14 protein-coding genes are annotated in these 19,911 nt (G+C 70.4%); 4 read left to right on the top strand and 10 right to left on the bottom strand.

Annotated elements, in window-relative coordinates; genetic code table 11:
* Window positions 1-250 precede the first annotated feature (250 nt).
* Complete coding sequence (locus EDD92_RS34630) at window positions 251-481, top strand: hypothetical protein (protein ID WP_057611313.1); 231 nt, start codon at window positions 251-253, stop codon at window positions 479-481.
* Window positions 482-593: 112 nt separating this feature from the next.
* Here the strand turns inward: EDD92_RS34630 and EDD92_RS34625 are convergent, their stop codons facing one another.
* The 7 genes from EDD92_RS34625 to EDD92_RS34595 form a co-directional block, all read right to left on the bottom strand.
* Entirely contained in the window at window positions 594-1,442 is an 849-nt protein-coding gene (locus tag EDD92_RS34625) for a trypsin-like serine protease (RefSeq protein WP_123967935.1), read from the bottom strand.
* A 137-nt stretch (window positions 1,443-1,579) separates the two neighbouring features.
* On the bottom strand, window positions 1,580-3,109 hold the full coding sequence (locus EDD92_RS34620; protein WP_123967934.1) for an RNA polymerase sigma factor: 1,530 nt from the start codon (window positions 3,107-3,109) through the stop codon (window positions 1,580-1,582).
* Window positions 3,110-3,535: 426 nt separating this feature from the next.
* A complete protein-coding gene (locus tag EDD92_RS34615; protein ID WP_123967933.1) occupies window positions 3,536-4,423 on the bottom strand; it encodes a FadR/GntR family transcriptional regulator in 888 nt (295 codons plus the stop codon).
* A 161-nt stretch (window positions 4,424-4,584) separates the two neighbouring features.
* Window positions 4,585-6,606 (bottom strand): ATP-binding cassette domain-containing protein, encoded by a 2,022-nt coding sequence (locus EDD92_RS34610; RefSeq protein WP_123967932.1) that lies wholly within the window; start codon window positions 6,604-6,606, stop codon window positions 4,585-4,587.
* 89 nt (window positions 6,607-6,695) lie between these two features.
* A complete protein-coding gene (locus tag EDD92_RS34605; protein WP_123967931.1) occupies window positions 6,696-7,454 on the bottom strand; it encodes an NUDIX domain-containing protein in 759 nt (252 codons plus the stop codon).
* 131 nt (window positions 7,455-7,585) lie between these two features.
* Window positions 7,586-9,505 carry a glycogen debranching N-terminal domain-containing protein gene (locus EDD92_RS34600; RefSeq protein ID WP_123967930.1) on the bottom strand — a complete coding sequence of 640 codons (1,920 nt, stop codon included), beginning with the start codon at window positions 9,503-9,505 and terminating at the stop codon, window positions 7,586-7,588.
* Between the two features lie 854 nt (window positions 9,506-10,359).
* On the bottom strand, window positions 10,360-12,231 hold the full coding sequence (locus EDD92_RS34595) for a DUF4192 domain-containing protein (RefSeq protein ID WP_123967929.1): 1,872 nt from the start codon (window positions 12,229-12,231) through the stop codon (window positions 10,360-10,362).
* Window positions 12,232-12,362: 131 nt separating this feature from the next.
* On the opposite strand from EDD92_RS34595, the gene EDD92_RS34590 reads away from it, so the two are divergent.
* Together EDD92_RS34590 and EDD92_RS34585 are read left to right on the top strand one after the other, a co-directional pair.
* Window positions 12,363-14,528 carry a RecQ family ATP-dependent DNA helicase gene (locus tag EDD92_RS34590; protein WP_123967928.1) on the top strand — a complete coding sequence of 722 codons (2,166 nt, stop codon included), beginning with the start codon at window positions 12,363-12,365 and terminating at the stop codon, window positions 14,526-14,528.
* A 309-nt stretch (window positions 14,529-14,837) separates the two neighbouring features.
* Window positions 14,838-15,473: a hypothetical protein gene (locus EDD92_RS34585; protein WP_123967927.1), complete on the top strand. Its 636-nt coding sequence runs from the start codon at window positions 14,838-14,840 to the stop codon at window positions 15,471-15,473.
* A 344-nt stretch (window positions 15,474-15,817) separates the two neighbouring features.
* On the opposite strand, the gene EDD92_RS34580 is transcribed toward EDD92_RS34585, so the two are convergent.
* The 3 genes from EDD92_RS34580 to EDD92_RS34570 all read right to left on the bottom strand — a co-directional run bounded on the left by EDD92_RS34580 (window position 15,818) and on the right by EDD92_RS34570 (window position 17,931).
* Window positions 15,818-16,456 (bottom strand): hypothetical protein, encoded by a 639-nt coding sequence (locus EDD92_RS34580; RefSeq protein WP_123967926.1) that lies wholly within the window; start codon window positions 16,454-16,456, stop codon window positions 15,818-15,820.
* A gap of 68 nt (window positions 16,457-16,524) precedes the next feature.
* Complete coding sequence (locus EDD92_RS34575) at window positions 16,525-17,226, bottom strand: ribonuclease HII (protein ID WP_123967925.1); 702 nt, start codon at window positions 17,224-17,226, stop codon at window positions 16,525-16,527.
* Window positions 17,227-17,307: 81 nt separating this feature from the next.
* Complete coding sequence (locus tag EDD92_RS34570; RefSeq protein WP_123967924.1) at window positions 17,308-17,931, bottom strand: TetR/AcrR family transcriptional regulator; 624 nt, start codon at window positions 17,929-17,931, stop codon at window positions 17,308-17,310.
* A gap of 186 nt (window positions 17,932-18,117) precedes the next feature.
* On the opposite strand from EDD92_RS34570, the gene EDD92_RS34565 reads away from it, so the two are divergent.
* On the top strand, window positions 18,118-19,665 hold the full coding sequence (locus EDD92_RS34565) for an MFS transporter (protein WP_123967923.1): 1,548 nt from the start codon (window positions 18,118-18,120) through the stop codon (window positions 19,663-19,665).
* Window positions 19,666-19,911 lie beyond the last annotated feature (246 nt).

Below are 19,911 nucleotides of genomic sequence, written 5' to 3'. Positions count from 1 at the left end.
GCATGAACCATTTAGGCTCCGGGCACGTCCTCATGAACAACCGGCAAGCCAGCCGGGAGGACCAGACATTGACAGACCGCGCGAACCCGTACGACACACAGACACGCAATACGGCACATTCGCCGCCAACCGGCAGCAGACAGCCGGCCTCGAAAGATTTTTTCGAGGAAAAGCCCGGGGCGGGAACGTTTTAGGGCTGGTTGGATGTTGACCCTGGTACGACAGCTCGTCGAGCTAGAGAAGAGGCGACGTGACTACTGTTCTGACCCCCGCGAGCCCACTGACGGCCGCCGATCGCTGCGACCGCTGTGGCGCGCAGGCCTACGTGCGCGTTGTCCTGCTCAGCGGCGGAGAACTGCTCTTCTGCGCCCACCACGGCCGCAAGTTCGAGCCGGAACTCAAGAAGATCGCCGCTGAGATACAGGACGAGACCGAGCGGCTGACGTCCGTTCCGGCATCCGTCTCCGAAGAAGAGCGCTGATACCTCGGACATACGACGAGCCAGCTCCGGCACAGGCCGGTACGGGCGGCGCGGCCCCTGCTTCAGGGACCGCGCCGCCCGCGCTCGTACCGCAGAAGCCGTCCAGGCACCGTCAGTGGGCCCTGCCGGGCCCGCTCCGCCGGCTCATCCCTCGTAGGGCTTCGGACACGCGCGTATAGACGCCGGGGCTGCCCGCACGACCGCAGCCACTTCCCCAGGACACGAGCCCGATGAGCTTCCCCTGGGCGACCAGAGGCCCGCCGCTGTCCCCCTGGCAGGCGTCGTGGCCCCCTCCTGCCTCCCCGGCGCACAACATGCTCTTGGCTTGGTACGTGCCGTCGGCGCTGCCCGGATACGCCTCCTCGCACCGGGCGTCGGGCAGCACGTGCACGCGTGTCGCCCGCAGAGTGTGTGCGTAGTCACCGCCACCGGTGAGATCCCCCCACCCGGAGACGGTCGCGCTCGTGCCCGGCTTGTACGCAGGATCGCCGGCGGCCGCCATCGCGATGACCGACCGGCGCGGCAGCGGTTTGGCGAGGGTGAGCACGGCGAAGTCCTCGGCGTTGCTGTCGCTGTCGAAGGTCGGACTCACCTGGACGTCACGTACCGAGATCTCCCGGCCGCGGCCCGAGAGCAGGTCCGTGCGGTTCGCGATGACCTTGAGGTCGTGGACGCGCTCCGGCGGCGCCCCCAGGACGTCCTCGCCCATGCAGTGGGCCGCGGTGAGGACGGTCGTACGGCTGATGGCCACACCCCCGCAGAACTGCCCCGCACGCGTACCCCCGAACCGGTCACGGCTGGAGAGCGCCACCGTCCACGGACTCTCGGACACGTCGATCGGGAAACTCCCTATGACAACGCTGTCGGCGGCCACGGGAGCAGTGGAAAGCAACGGTATTGCGGTCGCCGCGGCCACAAGGGCCAGCGGCCGGGCCAGCGCCCGGACAAAGGGACGGCGCATACGGGCTCCTCACTCTGGGATGGTCGTGGGAGACCCAGAGTGATCCAGCCCGTCACACCCCGCACCTGCGCGAGAGCACGAGAAGGCCCGGTTCCCCACGCGGGAGAACCGGGCCTTCGGTGTCGTACGAGGGCGACCTAGTCGAGGTAGTCGCGCAGCACCTGGGAACGCGACGGGTGACGCAGCTTCGACATGGTCTTCGACTCGATCTGGCGGATGCGCTCGCGCGTGACGCCGTACACCTTGCCGATCTCGTCGAGGGTCTTCGGCTGACCGTCGGTGAGACCGAAGCGCATCGAGACGACGCCCGCCTCGCGCTCGGACAGGGTGTCGAGTACCGAGTGCAGCTGCTCCTGGAGGAGCGTGAAGCTGACCGCGTCGGCCGGGACGACGGCCTCGGAGTCCTCGATGAGGTCACCGAACTCGCTGTCGCCGTCCTCGCCCAGCGGGGTGTGCAGCGAGATGGGCTCGCGGCCGTACTTCTGGACCTCGATGACCTTCTCCGGGGTCATGTCGAGTTCCTTGGCCAGCTCCTCCGGGGTGGGCTCGCGGCCCAGGTCCTGGAGCATCTGGCGCTGCACGCGCGCGAGCTTGTTGATGACCTCGACCATGTGCACCGGGATACGGATGGTGCGGGCCTGGTCGGCCATGGCGCGGGTGATCGCCTGACGGATCCACCAGGTGGCGTACGTGGAGAACTTGTAGCCCTTGGTGTAGTCGAACTTCTCGACCGCTCGGATCAGACCGAGGTTGCCCTCCTGGATGAGGTCCAGGAAGAGCATGCCGCGGCCGGTGTAGCGCTTGGCCAGGGAGACCACCAGACGGAGGTTGGCCTCCAGGAGGTGGTTCTTGGCGCGGCGGCCGTCCTCGGCGATGATCTCCAGCTCGCGCTTGAGCTTGGGGGCGAGCTTGTCGGCGTTGGCCAGCTTGTCCTCGGCGAACAGACCCGCCTCGATGCGCTTGGCGAGCTCGACCTCCTGCTCGGCGTTGAGCAGGGGGACCTTGCCGATCTGCTTGAGGTAGTCCTTGACCGGGTCGGCGGTGGCGCCGGCCGCGGCGACCTGCTGGGCCGGCGCGTCGTCCTCGTCCTCGTCGGAGAGGACGAAGCCCGCGCTCTCGGCGCCCTCGGGCTCGTCGGCACCCTTGGGGGTGTCCTCGAGCACCTCCTCCTCGACGACCTCGGCGTCGTCCTTCTTGGCACTGGTCTTCTTGGCCGCCGCCTTCTTGGCGACGGTCTTCTTCGCGGGCGCCGTCTTCTTGGCGACCGCCTTCTTCGCAGCGACCTGCTTGGCGTCGTCCTCGACGGGCGTGTCGGCGGCGGGCGCCTCGGGGGTGGCGGTGGCGGTGGCCTTCTTGGCGGTCACCGTCTTCGCCGCGACCGTCTTGGTGGCGGTGCGCTTGGCCGGACTCTTCGCTGCGACGCTCTTTCGGGTGCGCTTGGGCTCCGCGGCACTGACCATCAGCGTCACACCCTCTTCCTCGAGGATCTGGTTGAGGCTGCGCAGTACGTTCTTCCACTGAGTGGCCGGAATCTGGTCAGCTTCGAAGGCCCGACGCACATCGTCGCCGGCGATCTGCCCCTCAGCCTTTCCCCGCTCAATCAGAGCCATGACAGAGACGGACTCGGCGATCTCCGGCGGGAGCGTACGGGATGTGCTGGCCGACACGAACAACCTCTCGGAACGTTGGAAAACGGCTTCCGGCCCCGTCCAGGACGGACAGGAGCCGACCGCCGGCTTGGGGATTGGGCCGACGGCGCGGGCGGGACCGGGAAGATGCACAGCGCCGCAAACGGCGTCCGTATTCCCTCCTCGGCTGTCACCTCTTAGGTCATCGCGCTGTTTCCCCGAGTGTTACGCCCAATCCGCGTGGTCCGAATCACATCCCGTAAGCACACAAAAGCGGTCAGACAGGGACAGAAAGGGTCACTCGCGGGTGAGATCGGGGCTTTCCCAAGGTGCTCGCGGCCCGTGGCGCCGTCGGACCCCGCAGGATCCCGGAGATCCTGCGGGGTCCGACGGAGGCGGTTCGGCGGCCGAGCCATGCCCCAGGAGGGGGAGGCATCTCCCGGCCGCGCCGCCCGCGGGGTGCGGTCAGTGTTCGCGCGGCGCGGGCACCACGCGCTCCACCTCGGGATGGACGGTCAGCAGTTGGCGCATGGCCGACTCGGCCGCCGTGCCGTCCCCTGCACCGAGGGCGTCGACGATCCTGCCGTGGTGCGCCAGCGACGTCTCGTTCGGCCGGTCACAGCCGGTCACCGGGCCGCCGGAGACCTGGAGGGCGGCCGAGACGATCCCGGAGAGGTGCTCCAGCATCCGATTGCCCGCAACCTGGATCAGCAGGGAGTGGAACTCGGCATCGGCGCGGGAGAAGGTGATGGCGTCGCCCTGTCCCATGGCGTGGCCCATGATCTCCACCATGTCGGCGAGCCGCTGCTGGACATCCTCCCTCCCGTGCCCGGCGGCGAGGCGGGCGGCGAGCGGTTCGATCGTCCAGCGCAGTTCGCTCAGCTCGCGGCGCTGGTCGTCGCGCTGCGGCCCGAAGGCGCGCCATTCGATGATGTCCGGATCGAGGAGGTTCCAGTCGCTGACCGGGCGCACACGCGTGCCGACGTTCGGGCGAGCGCTGACCAGGCCCTTGGCCTCCAGGACCCGGAGCGACTCACGGACGACGGTGCGGGAGACCTCGAAACGCTGGCCGATTTCCTCGGGCACCAGCGGACGGTCGGCGCCCAGATCGCCGGAGACGATCATCTGGCCCAGCTGCTGGACGAGTTGGCCGTGCAGCCCGCGTCCGCGGCTGCCGGCGGCGCGCCGGCCCACGCGGCCCAGCTCCGGGTCCGCGCTCTCCCAGGCGGGGGCTCCGACGCGGTCGACCACGTGGGCCTCGGCGTAGGGGTAGCGGTCGAGATCGCCCGGGCCGGCCAGACCGGAGTCGGCGGAGCGGGCGGCGGTCATCATGGTGTGCGCAAGGGTACTCACGGATCCTTTGTCGGCGCCGTCTCCAACTCCCTTGAGGTCTTTGGTGAAAAGCACACGAAAGGGTGATCGCTCACCCCGTCGCAATTGACGCCTTATCGGAAAGAAATGGGCTTTCCTCAGGGAGTTGCGCGCAGGGTAGGACGAAAGCGCGCGGACGGTTGTCATCGGACCCTGCTGCGCAGGGTGGTGAGCAGATACGCGCAGAGCAGAGCGGTGAGCGACAACGTCAGGGCACCGCCCACAGGTTGGGCGATCACCCTCGCCACGGCCCACAGATAGCGCTCTCCCCCGAAGGGCCACTGCAGCAGGAACACCTCACGCAACCGCAGTGGAAGCCCGGCAGCCATCCGCACGGACGATCCCGCCAAGGCCTTCTGTACGAGCGGAACGACGAGGACCGGTACGGAGATCACGGCCGCGAGTCCTGCCGTGGTGGACCGAAAGACGCCCGCGGCCAGCACTCCGGCCCAGGCACATCCGACGACGAGACCGACCCAACTCGCGCTCATCGAAAGCCAGTCCGCGGGAACTTGCATGAGCTCCCGTCCGTAGACGATGTAGAGCACTTCGGCGTCGCAGCCGACCGTGAGGAAGGCCAGCATCAGCGCGGTCGCCGTGGCGACGAGGAGTTTTGCGGCGAGCAGCCCCAGCCGACGGGGCACGGTGCCGCGATCCGCCGCAAGTGCGGGATGGCGGAACTCGTCACCGAAGGCCAGCGCGCCGAGGAGTCCCGCACCGAGCGCGGCGGGCGGCAGCGGCAGCTCGCGCGGCCACGCGGCCAGCAGGCGCGCCTGCGGGGTGTGTCCGATCCGGGCCAGGAGGACGGCGGCGAGGGCGGAAACGACGAGCACGACGGCCCCGGTGACGAACCCCGTGCCGATGCCGGCGGCGCGACGGATTTCGTAGCGCAGGGGGCGGAGGGGGCTGGGAGCCGGGCGGACGGAGATGGGGGGCGGGAGCGAGGGAGGGCTGTCGAGGGCGCCGGCTTCAGTCGGGCGTACGGGCGGCGTCGGGGAACGCCCGGACGTCACACCTGACTGGGGTGCGTTGACGGGTGACTTCAGCGCGCCGACGTTACGGGGTGTCTCAGCCGGAGCCGGGGATTGCGGTGCGGGGTGCGCTTCGTGGGACGCATCGGCCACAGTCGGGGAAGTCGGTTCGCCACCTCCCGGCCGGGACGCTTCAACCGGGGCCGAGCAGTGCTGTGCCGCGCCGGATGCCGGGACCGCGTCCGCCGCACGCGGCTCGTCCCGCACCTGCGGCCCGTCGGCGGATTCCGGTCCGCCGACGGGGTATTCCACCGCTCCGGGCCCCATGTCCCCGATCTCATCGGCGAGTTGATGTACGAGGATGCCGTGGCGGAACGCTGTCTCTCCGACGTCGGCGCAACTACTTCCGTAGACGGAGAGGCGGTTGCCGCCCTCGTGTACGACTTCGACGGAGCGCTGCGCGGTGCGGGCCTCCTTGGTGAGCAGGGCGGCGAGGCGCACGACGTGCGGGCTGCGGACGGCGACGCGGGGGCGCAGCCGGGTGCGGGCGAATTCCTCGGCGTCCTGGTCGGCGACGAGCCTGCCCCGCTCCAGCGTGACGACCCGGTTGGCGCTGCGTGCGGCCTCTTTGGGGTCGGCCGTGGTGACCAGGACGGTGCCGCCCTGGGCAGCGTGCGCGTGCAGCATGCCGTACAGCCAGCGGGCCTCGCGGGGGGCGAGACCAGCGGCGGGTTCGTCGAGCACGAGCGTGTGCGGGTCGGACAGCAGGGCGCAGGCCAGGCCGAGGCGGCGGTCCATGCCGCGGGAGAGGGTGCCGAGCCGTTCGTCGCGCAGGCTGACGAGGCCGACCACCTCGAGGACCTCGTCGGCGCGGCGGGCGGGGACTCCTGCGGCGGCGCACAGCATGCGGAGATGGCCACGGACGGTACGGGCCGGGTGCCCCGGTACATCACCCAGGAGCACGCCGACTTCGCGCCCCGGATGGGCGATGCGGTGCAAGGGGCGGCCCTTGAAGTAGGTGATGCCACGGCCCTGTTGGAGTTCGAGCATGAGTTTGAGTGCGGTCGTCTTGCCCGCCCCCGGCGCGCCGAGCAGCGCGGTGACGCGGCCTGCGCGCACGTCGAAGGAGACGTCGTCGACGGCGGGCGGAAGCTCCTTGCGGGGATTGCTGGTCAATCCGTAGGCCTGGATCACCCAAAGCAAGATAGCGCGCTATGTCCGATTTTTCGGGTATAGCGTGGCCCGCTCTGCAGGCCGTGACCGCTCGGCCCGGCGCCCTGCCGTCACACTTCGGGGCGCAGCATGGGGGGGTTGAGCAGTGTGGCGCCGCCGGCCCGGAACAACTGGGCGGGGCGGCCGCCCTGGCGTGTGGTGGTCCCGCCGGTGGGGACGAGGAAGCCCGGCGTGCCCGTCACCTTGCGGTGGAAGTTGCGCGGGTCGAGCGCCACGCCCCACACCGCCTCATAGACCCGGCGCAGCTCGCCGACGGTGAACTCGGTGGGACAGAACGCCGTGGCGAGGGAAGAGTACTCGATCTTGGAGCGGGCGCGTTCCACACCGTCGGACAGGATCTGGGCGTGGTCGAAGGCGAGCGGCGCCACCGGTTCGCCGTCTCGGCCGTAACCGCCCTGCTGCAGCAGCTCCTCGACCGGCGCCCAGCGCGCATTGCTGGCGTCGCCGCCCGCTCGGGGTGCGGGCAGGTCGGGGGCGAGTGCCAGGTGGGCGACGCTGACCACGCGCATGCGCGGGTCCCGCTTGGGGTCTCCGTAGGTCGCGAGTTGCTCCAGGTGTGCACCGTTGTCCTGAGTGGGAACGGCAGGGTCGTGGGCACGCAGCCCGGTCTCCTCGGCCAGCTCGCGTGCGGCTGCCTGCGCCAGATCCTCGTCGGCCCGTACGAAGCCGCCCGGGAGCGCCCAGCGTCCCTGGAACGGTGGTTCACCCCTGCGGACCGCCAGCGCACACAGGGCGTGACGGCGCACGGTCAGCACGACCAGGTCCACGGTGACGGCGAAGGGCGGAAATGCTGACGGGTCGTAGGGCATGCGGCGATCATAGTCGTCTGCCTGACGATAAACACTCCTTTCGTCGGCCGCTTCGACGGCTGATCCACTTCGGTCCGGTATGAGCCTCACTCCCGGGTTCTTGGTGCTGTGCGGTGGTACGTCGTCCGAGGTCACACTCCCAATTGCAGCCCGTCGGCCGCCTCCTCGACCATGGCGAGGCCGAGGCGGCTGACCCGTGCGGAGAAGGGAGCACCGGCGATTCGAAGTCCCCTCAGGACGATCTCGCCCAGGGGTGCACTGTGCATGGGCCGCAGTGTGACCGTCCCGGCCGGAGCGTCCGGACGGATACCCGCGAGGGTCACCAGCAGCAGTACGCCGCCGGCCGCCGCGGTGGCCGCCGGACGACAGGCCGCCGGGTGCGGGAGGGGCGCGCTCCCGGCGGTGCGCTGCTCCCCCGCGTACATCTCGGGCAGCCGGTGCCCGAAGCTCTCGGCCGCCGTCAGGGCCCCCCTCAGCAGCGAACCTGCCTCCTTCTCGTAGCCGGCGGCGGCCAGGCCTGCGACGGCGATCGCCGTCTCGTGGACCCGCACGGCACCGCTGCGGTGGCCGAACGGGTTGTATCCGGCTTCCTTCGCGCCCAGTCCGCGCAGCCCCCAGCCCGAGTCCATCCCCGGGCCGCCGAGCAAGCGGGCGAGTTGTTCGGTCTGCACCTTGTCGAGCAGCCCAAGGGCCGGCTCGCCCCCGCCGAGCAGGCCGGTGTCGAGGAGATGGGCGGCGGTGGCACCCAGGTACGGCAGCGGGGTGCCGTCGGGGGCGAGAGCAGCGGCCGGCCTGCCGCCACCCCGGTCGTCGACCCAGAAGTCCTCCCTGAACTCCGCCCGCAGCATCTGGGCCCACTGCCGCAACTCGGGGCCGCCCGGTCTCCCGCAGTCATCGAGCAGGTCGGCGCCCAGCAGGGCCGCGCGGTGGGCGTGGGCCTGCGTCTCGCAGCGGACGGGACCGCCGGGATGCGGGTCACACAGGTAGGTGCCCTCGCCGACGGTCGTCCGCAGCCAGGCCAGACAGCGCTCGGCCGCCGGCAGCAGTTCCTCCGTCTCGGCCTCGGAAAGGCCCCAGCGGCGTGCCTCCGCGAGGAGCGCGGGGAAGAGCAGCGTGGCTTCCGTGCCGGTACAACCCGGCGGCAGATGGATGCCCGCGTCCCGTCGTGGCCCGGGGATCATGCCGGACTGAGGCCCCGCGCCCCGGAGTTGGGTGCGTGCGAGGGCACGCAGCGTGCCTGCGGCGAGCCGGGTACCGAGGGGTAGCGTCATCCGCGCAGCCGCCAGTGCCTCGGCCGGGGCCGGACCGCAGCGCCAGGGGGCTCCTGCCGCGAGTTGCATGTCGGAAGGGTGCGCGGGGTCGCGCAGCAGGAGGGCATGGAGATCCTCGACGCTTGTCTGCAGCAGCGGCTGGACCCTGGGGTCGTCACCGGACGCCCGAGCGGCGGCAAGTGGGCTCGTGGCCGTGCGGCTCGCGGCCCGGACAGGCCCCGCTCCGTCCGCCCGTACCCTCAGCTCCACGCTTGTGCTGCCGCCAGGGGACAGCTCGAACTCCCAGCGCAGCAGCCCGGCGGAGGCCAGTGCGTCCGCGGGCGGCGGATCTGCCGTGACCGACGAGCTCCCGGTGGCGCAGGACCAGCGCAGGCCCGAGTCGTGGACGCTGGCGGGCAGTTCGGGTCCAGCGCTACCCGATGCGATGGCGCCCAGGTCGGCCAGGTCCGTACCGAGAGCGACTTCGAGAGGCACCCGCAGGGGGCGCCGGGCCGCACTGCGCAAGGTGATGCGCTCCGTCCCGTCCGCGTGGCGAATGCGCTCGACGACGACGTCCGGGTCCGGACCGGAGTGCGGCGAGGCACGCAGCGTGCCTACGAAGCGGGCTCGGTCGGCCGAGGTCATCCGGGCTTGCACCGCCAGCGGTTCGCGCCCCGCCACGCGGACCTGGCAACGGGAGAGCACGCGTCGGCCCGCACGGTAGAACCCTTCCAGTCCCTGACCCGTCATCTGCCCGTGCTCCGACGAGATGGCGAGTCCCGGGAGCGCGACGCAGATCATGGCGGTATGCGTGGACGGCAGTTCCACGGACCAGCGGGGTGCCGGCAGCGTTGCAGCTCGGGGCGACGGAGTTGCTCCTGGGGGCGGGAGGGCGGAAGAGCGGGGCGTCTGGGCTGGTGGTGAGGGCAGAATCCGGGCCTGGCCTGCGGGTGACGGCGATGAGCGTTGCCGGCCTGTGAGTGGGTCGGAGGGTCGGCCCCGGTCGGCCGACCCGGTTGGGAGTCGGTCCGAGCGCGTCGGCAAGGGCGTGGAGCAGCCCGGCTCGCTCGGCTCGAGTGCACACGGCCCCGCGTCGGGCGGGCGGACGGCGGTGAGGCCCTGGACGGTCTGCTTGCCAGAGAGTCGGTCCTGATGGGTCGCCCCGGTTGCGGGCCCGGGTCGTTCCGTCGCCCCAGGCAGGTACCAGCCCTGGCCGCTCGGTGGAGAGGCATGTGTGGCGTCGGCCGCGGACCGCACGTCGCACCGGGCGGCGTGGTCCGCGTGTGTCGGCAGGCGGGCCCCCGCCCCGGGAGACAGCGTGGACCGGCTTGAGCCGGGAGCGTCGTCGCCGGCAGCGGAGGGCGGAGTCGGCTGATGCATGGGTGGCTTCTTCTGCGCTCGGTGCACCTCGGGCGTGTGCGGCGCCGGGTGGGGGGATCCGGACGGACGTGGACTGTGTGGCGGCCCCGCCCATCCAGGCGCTCCGCCACTCAGGTGAACGGAAGAGCAGTCCTCCGGGTCACGCCCGCGGCGAGCCCACCCGGACGGGCGACGGCGACGCTGACCGTCCCCGGCGAATTCTGGTTCCCGCGCGCGGGGCGCCCCGCAACTGCCGCCGATCCGGGCGCCCCGACCAACGCTCGCCCGGCACCTGCTCACGCCTCCTCCTCTGTGCCGTCGCTTCCGGGACGCAGGCTTTCGGGGCACTGGTCGCCACGGCGCGCGGCGCCCTTCCCGGGAGTACGCGGGCGCGTGCGGCCAGTCCGTGCGGAGCCGGGACGGCCGACGCTTGCCACTGCCGTCCGTGCGCGAGGGACGCTCGTACCACTCCCCCGTCCCTCTGCCCCCGCCGAGCGGGAATGGCTGCGGAGCGTGCCGCTGGAACGGAAACGGCGTCGCGGGCGGGAAGCGTCCTCGGATACCGACTCCGACTCCGACACCGATGTGGAGGCCGAGTCGGACACCGGCTCCGACGCCCGGTCCGACTCGATGGCCTGGGCCGTCACCGGCTCTGCAGTTCCCTTCACCGACACCGACACCGATTCCGAGACCGCGACCGACTGCGAGACCGGTCCCGAGACTGACTCCGACACCAGGTCCGACGCCCGGTCCGACTCGATGGCCTGGGCCGTCACCGGCTCTGCGGTTACCTCGCTGCCGTGCGACTGCTGGGCTGCCGGCCGCCCCTGGTCCTGTCGCTCAGCGCGCAGGCAGCGGCGGATCGACTCAGGGTCCAGCCCTTCGTTGCAGGCCTGGTGCAGCAGGCGGGCGAAGAGGTACCCCGGATCCGCGCCGAGCGCCATGGCGAGGGCTTCCCGGGCTTCCAGTTCGTCACCCGTGGACCAGGCGACCCAACCGGCCAGCGTCAGCGGTGCCGCCGCGTGTTCGCCGTAGGGTCCGACGCACCGGCGGGCCAGGGCCCGCCAGAGCCGGAGTGCGAGCGCGGCCTCCTCGCCCTCCATCCATTCGGCCGCGCGGTCTCGGGTCGCACGGTCCTGCAAGCCGAGAATCAGTGTCGCGGCTTCGTCGTGTGCGAGCAGTTCGTCATCGCGGAGATCCGCCGTGAGCGTGCCGGACACGGGCGGTGCGCCCGCAAGTCGGCGCATGATCTGCGCGGACAGCTCCAGTGTCTCTTCGGCGACACCCTCGCGGCTGGCGCCGTCGAGGATCCTGGGGACCAACGCCATGCTCGCGGCGTCCAGGGCACTCTCCTGCTCCAGGGCGGCCGCAGTCTCCCAGGGCAGCAGCCTGGCCCGCAGCTCACGCAGAGTGCCCCGTACCTGCAGGCCGGCGTAAGTGGCAGCAGCGGCCAGCACGGAGGTGCCGGGCAGGCCCATGGGCAGGCCTTCAGGCGGGCAGCACGCCTCGTTCCCGCAGCAGTACGACCAGAAGCGGCCGTCCGAGATGCACAGCGCCTCGATCACCGGCACATCGAGCTGACCGCACTCGACGCGCAGTTTCTGGGCCAGCGGGCGCAACCGCTCCATGACCTGCCGACCCGACTCGCCCTTTGCCGGCTCCTGGCAGAGGTAGGCCACCATCTGTTCGGGCCGGGTTCCCCTGCGCTCACTGCCAGTGACGAGCCCGTGGGCCAACTGCTGGGCAACGGAGGCCCAGTCGTCCGCACTCGCCGGAATGCCGAGCCGGGCGCGGCCGCCGAAACGGCCGCGGCCGTCCCTGTCGTGCAGGGCGACCAGGACGATGCTTTCCTCGGGCCGGTACCCCAACAGATAGGGAAGGGCATCGGCCAGTTCGGCCGGGGTGCGCAGCGTGACCTGGTGCTCGGGGCCGTGGCTGTCGTAGGCGGTGCAGTCGACGTGGTCCGCACCGCCCGGGCGCTCCTCCTGCGTGCCCTGCGCACCGTACGTGCCCTGCGCGTCGCGTCCGCCGTGGTCGTCCGAAGCGGCCGGGCCGACGTTCTTTTCCCGTCGGCCGGGTGCGCCGTCACCGTCGTGGCGCTCGGCGCCTTCACGTCCGGAGGCCTTGCCGTTTTCGGGGGATCCAGTGGTTTCGCCGTGATTCGTCATGCGCAGACGATCTCGCGGATCGCGATATTCCGGTTTGCCCTGTGGATAAGTCGGGCCAGGGACATGTCAAGCCCTCCTTTCCCCCACAGGCCTGGCCGGGCTTGTCAGTGCCGTCCTGTTTGATGGGGTGCATGGAGCACACGAGCAACGCGGAACTCCGGGCGGCCGCCGACGCGGTCCTCGCCCGCCTCGTCGGGGACGCCACGGGGGCGGCCCGGCTGCGCGAGGACCAGTGGCGGGCGATCGAGGCGCTGGTCGCCGACAGACGCCGGGCGCTCGTCGTGCAGCGCACGGGGTGGGGCAAGTCTGCGGTGTACTTCGTGGCGACGTCGCTGCTGCGGGCACGGGGCAGCGGGCCCACGGTCATCGTCTCCCCACTGCTCGCGCTGATGCGCAACCAGGTCGAGGCCGCGGCACGGGCCGGTATCCATGCACGGACGATCAACTCCTCGAACACCGAGGAGTGGGACACCGTTCAGGACGAGATCGCCGCCGGTGAGGTCGACGTCCTGCTGGTCAGTCCGGAGCGCCTCAACAACCCGGACTTCCGGGATCAGGTGCTGCCCAAGCTCGCCGCCGCCACCGGACTCCTCGTGGTGGACGAGGCCCACTGCATCTCCGACTGGGGGCACGACTTCCGCCCGGACTACCGGCGGCTGCGCACCATGCTCGGTGATCTCCCGCTGGGCGTCCCGGTGCTCGCGACCACTGCCACCGCCAACGCGCGCGTGACCGCCGACGTCGCCGAACAGCTGGGCACCGGGGCCTCGTCGGACGCCCTGGTGCTGCGAGGCCCATTGGACCGGGAGAGCCTGAGCCTGAGCGTGCTGCGGCTGCCGGACGCCGCACACCGTATGGCCTGGCTCGCCGACCACCTGGGCGAGTTGCCGGGTTCCGGGATCATCTACACACTCACCGTGGCCGCGGCCGAGGAGGTCACTGCTTTCCTGCGGCATCGCGGCCACACGGTCGCTTCCTACACGGGCAGGACCGAGAACGCCGACCGGCAGCAGGCCGAGGACGACCTCCTCGCCAACAGGGTCAAGGCCCTGGTCGCCACCTCCGCACTGGGCATGGGGTTCGACAAACCGGATCTCGGATTCGTCGTGCACCTTGGCTCGCCGTCCTCGCCCATCGCCTACTACCAGCAGGTGGGCCGCGCCGGGCGCGGCGTCGAACACGCCGAGGTGCTTCTGCTGCCAGGGAAGGAGGACGAGGCGATCTGGGAGTACTTCGCGTCCCTCGCCTTCCCGCCGGAAGACCTGGTGCGCCGCACTCTCGACGTGATCGCTCGCGCGGACAAGCCCTTGTCACTGCCCGCCCTGGAGCCCTTGGTGGAGCTGCGCCGCTCCCGCCTGGAGACCATGCTCAAGGTTCTCGACGTGGACGGGGCGGTCAAGCGGGTCAGGGGCGGCTGGATCGCAACGGGGCAGCCGTGGACGTACGAGGCGGAGCGGTACGACTGGGTGGCGCGGCAGCGCAGCACCGAGCAGCAGGCGATGCGCGAGTACTCCTCGACGACCGACTGCCGTATGGAGTTCCTGCAACGCCAGCTGGACGACGAGGGCGCCAAGCCCTGTGGCCGCTGCGACAACTGCGCGGGCGCCCGGTTCACCACGGACATGTCCACGACGGCACTGGACGCGGCGCGTGTCGATCTCGGCCGGGCGGGCGTCGAGGTGGAGCCACGCCGCATGTGGCCCACCGGCCTGCCGGCGATCGGCGTTGACCTCAAGGGCCGCATCCCGATCGGTGAACAGGCCGCTCCAGGGCGGGCGTTGGGCCGCCTCTCGGACATCGGCTGGGGCAACCGGCTGCGGCCGATGCTGGCGCCACACGCCCCAGACGGTCCCGTGCCGGACGACGTGGCGAAGGCCGTTGTGGGCGTGCTCGCCGACTGGGCCAAGGGGCCGGGGGGATGGGCCTCGGGGGCAGCTGACCCGCAGCCGCGCCCGGTGGGTGTGGTCACCGTCTCCTCGCGCACCCGCCCTCAGTTGATCAACTCCCTGGGCGGGCGGATCGCGGAGATCGGCAGGCTGCCGTTGCTCGGCTCCGTGGAATACACGAGCGACGCACCCCACGTCTCCCGGAGCAACAGTGCACAGCGCTTGAAGGCACTGACCGGCACGCTGATCGTGCCGCCCGCCGTCGCTTCCGCTCTCGCCGAGGCCGGGGGTCCGGTCCTCCTCGTGGACGACTTCACCGAGACAGGCTGGACGCTCGCGGTCGCGGCCCGCATGCTCCGACGTGCCGGTGCGCAAGGGGTGTTGCCACTCGTCCTGGCCGTCCAGAGCTGACCGCCGCTCGGCACCGCACGCCCCCTCGGCAGCCCTGCCTTGAACCCCTCCGCCCAACGGTGCGCCAACTCGGGGTGAACGGTCGGCTCATGCGTCGTGACGCAACGCACTGGGTAGGGATATAAACCGCACACCGCCGTGTTTCGGTCAGTGGCCCCAATTGCTCGTTGCCGCATCCAAGTTCGACAGGAAGAATTGAAGTCCGCTCCCCGCACGGCTCGTCCGTGGTCCGGTAGGGCTCTGCTGCGGCGTGCGCTCCCCTGATCAGACCCCCGCCCGCAGTGTGGGCGCGTAGCCGAAGGGAGGACCGTGACCTTCGGATTCGCTCCGTCCTCGGCGGCATCCACGTCGACGTCTGCCGACCTGTCCGCCGCATCCGCCAACCCTCTCACCCGCATGCTCGAACCCGCGGAGTGGGCCGCCGCCGGAATTCCCCTGCTGCGCAACCCCCGAGAGATCGTCAGCGGACTCCATTCCCGGCATCACCCAAGGCCCGCGACCGCGGTGGTGGCCGTCCTCGACCCGGACGAACGCCTGTGCGCGAGCGCCTCGTTCACCCGCCGCCCGGCTCCCGCCGACGGCTGGATGTTCCGCAACACGCTGCTTGCGCAGCTGCGCCGGGTCATCCCTCACGACCTGCGGCGCCGCACACCGGTGCGCACCGCGGTGCTGCTCTACTGCCGTGAGGGCGACGCGCGTTGGACCGAGGAGGACGGCGCATGGATGTGGGGCCTGCGTGACGCGTGCACACTGCACGGGCTGCGCTGCGGGGCATACATCACGCTGACCCGGGACGGCTGGCAGGTGCTCGGTGAGGGCCGCGGCGGGCGCCGGCCCAACGCGGACTCCTCACCGGAGCCCTTCGGCATGTCCGAGGCGCCGCCTCCGCTGCCACGCACCGGTGGTGCCGCCTCGGAGGTCCTGCGCCGCGCTGCGGCCCGCTGAGAACACCGACGGGCCAACGCCCGACCGACCAGCACGCTTCCTTCGTACGCGGGCTTCGCAGCCCGCCGAACCAGGGGCGTTGCAGACAACGGTCAAGGCCCGTCAGCACTCCGAGCAACCATCGGCGCATGCTTTGGGGGGACGTTCGCTGCACGAACAACGGGCGTCCGCCCGGCGCTCCGACGTTCCCCCGCGTCCTGGTCAGCCGTCGCAGGAGCAGACGAAAGCGATCGCGCACCGGGCATCCCGCCGTATCTGCGCACGCCGAAACGCCCGCTGTGCCAATGCCGCCACAGCGGCGTCCTCGTCGCTCCGGCACCCCCGTGGGCGTACCGGAACAGACTTCAGACGCTCGCGCCCAGCACCGAGTTGATCTGCTGCGGGTCGCCGCAGACGATCAGCAGGGCTCCGGCCCGGGTGAGGGCCAGCGGCAAGGCGGAGGCGGCGGCCGGGTCGGGACCGCCGTTGACGGCGACCACGACCACGGGACGCGAGGCTGCGCGACCGGCGGAAGAGGCGTCCGTGTAGAAGACGTCATCGCCCGCGTCGTGCTGCGCCCAGTAGGAGGCTTCACCGAAGGACAGCTCGTGGGCGGCCCACGGGTGCTGTTCGCCGGTGGTGATCACCAGTACGTCGCCGGGGGCACGACCCGAGTCCAGAAGCAGGTCCACGGCTTCCTCGGCGGCGTCGAGCGCACCTTCCGCCGAGGCCGGGATCAGCTGGATCTGCGGGTTGGCCGCAGCAGTGACAGCGGCAGGGGCAGCCGGGACCGAGGGTCCGGGCTTGGCCACGGCCACGTCACGCGACGTGCGCTGCACCGGCGGCGTGGGCCGGAGCGGACCAGGACGACCGGGACGCGGCGGAGCCGCGGGACGGGGACCGGGTACGGGACGGGGGGTCGGCGCGGTGCGGCCGCTGGCCGGCGTGGCGCGGGGACCCTGGGCACTCTCGTGAATCTGAGGCTCCTCGGGAATGAGAGGCATGGGCTGATATTTATCAAACGTTGGTGCGGCTCGCGTCGGCGGGTGGCACATGAGCGCGAGCGGAATCGTCAGAAGTCGAAGCCGAGCTGGCCCTCGATCTCCGGAACGCCTCCGTCCGCCCAACCGCGGACCTTCTTGAGATGTCGCCACTGGGGCAGCGCATCAAGATACGCCCACGACAACCGGTGGTACGGGGTGGGCCCCCGCTCCGCCAGTGCGGCCTTGTGAACGGGCGACGGATACCCGGCGTTGTCCGCAAAACCGAAGTCTGCATGGTCGATACCCAGTTCGGCCATCATTTTGTCGCGCTGAACCTTGGCGATGACCGAGGCCGCCGCGACCGCCACGCACGACTGGTCGCCCTTGATGACCGTACGGACCTGCCAGGGCGAGCCCAGATAGTCGTGCTTGCCGTCGAGGATCACCGCGTCGGGACGGACCGGCAGAGCCTCCAGGGCGCGCCCCGCCGCCAGGCGCAGTGCTGCGGTCATGCCCAGTTCGTCGATCTCCTCAGGGGAGGCGTGCCCCAGCGCGTACGAGGTCACCCACTTCTGCAGTTCCACGGCAAGAACGGTGCGCCGCTTCACGGTGAGCAGCTTGGAGTCGGTGAGGCCCTCGGGAGGCCGACGCAGTCCCGTGACCGCCGCGCAGACGGTGACGGGGCCGGCCCAAGCACCGCGCCCCACCTCGTCGACACCGGCAATGATCTTCGCTCCGGTCGTGGCGCGGAGGGAGCGCTCGACGGTGTGAGTAGGTGGTTCGTACGGCATGGCGCCTTCAGCCTACGCCCCGCGGATCACTCGGCGACACCCCGGCTCCCCCTACTACTTCAGGACTACGGCGCCCCGCACTCAGCCGACACCCGGTCGCAGCAGCGGAACCATCAACTGGTCGATCATCTCCTCGAGATCACGATCGTCCCATTCGCTTCCGCGTAGCTTGGAGCGGTACATCATCATGGCCGGTATGGCATCGAAGACATAGCTGTTCGCCGCGTCGGGTCGCACCTCATTCCGCCCTATGCCACGGGTGATGACCTCGCGAAGCAGCTTGATGGTGGGCTCCACGATCCCGTCGAAGATCACGCCATGGAAGCGCTCAGCCTGAATCGGGTCGCACTCGTGAATCACGGAGCGAACCGCGAAACCGGGTCGCGAGAACATCGCCTCACGCGCCTGCCGGCACAGCGCAAGCAGATCTTCGCGCACGCTGCCCAGATCGGGTGCCTCCTCTATGCGCGGCAGTCCGGCCTGCAGGGCGTCAGCGACGAGATCCTCCTTGGACGGCCAGCGCCGATAGACGGCGGCCTTGCCGGTCTGGGCGCCGGCTGCGACGCCCTCCATGGTGAGGCCGTTCCAGCCGACCGTGCTGAGCTGTTCCAGGGCGGCATCGAGGATCGCCCGTTCGAGCACGGCGCCGCGCCGACGGAGGGAGGCCGCCTGAGCGGGGGCGGCCGTCCAGCGCGAAGTAACCATCTGCGTATCTCCAGCGAGCAGGGGGAGCGGGGTTTTCGGGGGTGGGAGCGCACCACGTGGCAGCAACGGGGGATTCGCCACGTGACACCAATTTAAGTGAACGCTTGCGTTCACTATCGGGGACTCACTACGGTTGACGCGACAGTGAACGCGAGCGTTCACTAACGCACTTGTGGGGGACCCATAGTGACAACCTCTCAGTTGATCAAGGAACAGAAGCCAGGTGCGGCTCGCCGGGAGGGGCATCCCGGCATTGCGCTCGCAGTCATCGCGGCCTGCCAACTCATGGTGGTACTCGACGCGACGATTGTGAACATCGCGCTCCCGCACATTCAAGACGCTCTGAAGTTCAGCACGACCGACCTCACCTGGGTCGTCAGCGCCTACACGCTCACCTTCGGCGGCCTGCTGCTTCTGGGCGGCCGCGCCGGTGACATCCTCGGCCGCCGCCGGGTCTTCATGACCGGCATCCTGTTGTTCACCTTCGCCTCGCTGCTCGGCGGACTCGCCCAGGAACCATGGCAGTTGTTGGCCGCACGCGTCCTGCAGGGCATGGGTGGCGCAATTGCGTCGCCCACCGCGTTGGCTCTCATCACCACCACGTTCCCCGAAGGCCCCGAGCGCAACCGGGCGTTCGGCGTATTCGCCGCCGTCTCCGCGGGTGGTGGCGCAATCGGTCTGCTGGCCGGCGGCATGCTCACCGAGTGGCTCAACTGGCGCTGGGTGTTCTTCGTCAACCTGCCGATCGGCATCGCGATCACCCTGCTCGCGCCGCTCTACATCAGCGAGTCCGAACGACACACGGGCCGCTTCGACATCGCCGGGGCCGTGACCTCGACGGCGGGCATGGCGTCCCTCGTCTACGGCTTCATCCGGGCAGCGGACGACGGCTGGCGGGACAGCCTGGCCATCGGCTCCTTCGGCGCCGCCGTGGTCCTGCTGGTGGCCTTCGCGCTCATCGAGTCCCGAGCCAAGGAGCCGATCACTCCACTGCGGATGTTCGCTGACCGAAACCGCTCCGGAACGTACGTGATCATGTTGAGCCTGGCCGCGGCCATGTTCGGCATGTTCTTCTACATCGTGCTCTTCGTGCAGAACGTGCTGGGGTACAGCCCGATCCAGGCCGGTCTCGCGTTCCTGCCGGTCACCGTCGTGATCGCGCTCGGCGCCGGTCTGTCCCAGCGGTTCCTGCCAGTGCTGGGGCCCAAGCCGTTCATGCTCACCGGCTCGGCTCTCGCGGTGATCGGACTGGCCTGGCAGACCCTCATCAGCTCCGGCAGCTCGTACGCCGGCGGAGTGCTCGGTCCGATGCTGGTGTTCGGCTTCGGCATGGGCCTGAACTTCGTGACACTGACCGTCACAGCTGTCTCCGGTGTCGCCCAGCACGAGGCGGGTGCGGCCTCCGGACTGCTCAACGCCACGCAGCAGGTGGGCGGTTCGCTCGGCCTGTCCATCCTGACGACGGTGTTCGGGTCGGCCAGCAAGAACGAGGCGCAGAAGCAAATGCCGAAGTTCCTCGCCAACGGTTCGGCGGAGCAGAAGGCGGAGTTCACCAAGACGCACCAGCTGCCCGGCGCCTGGGGACACGAAGTGCTCGCCCAAGGAATTTCCATGGGCTTCGTGGCGGCCGCGGCCATGGCCGTACTCGCCTTCGGCACTGCCTGGTTCGTGATCCGGGTCCGCAAGAGCGACCTGGAAGCACTCGCCGGCACGGCGGGAGCGACAGTCGGCTGACCCGGCCGCCCTCGCATAGGGCCACGGAGGGCCGGACCGACTCCGGGGGACCGACGGCGAGGACGTCGGTCCGGCCCTCCGTACACGTCCCACAGGGCACGGCGAAGTCAGGACCGAAAGCACCGCCCACACGACCACGAACTGCACGACCACCCCCCGGACCCTTCGCGCGTCAGGTGCAGTACGCCCGCTCCTGCCTCACACGGCTGATGTCACAACAACGGACGGGCGGTCACGCAGAGTTCC

The organism is Streptomyces sp. TLI_185 (genome assembly GCF_003814765.1).
GTDB lineage: Bacteria > Actinomycetota > Actinomycetes > Streptomycetales > Streptomycetaceae > Streptomyces.
Note: the sequence above shows the minus strand (reverse complement) of the source record. Positions and strands in the feature narration are given on the sequence as shown.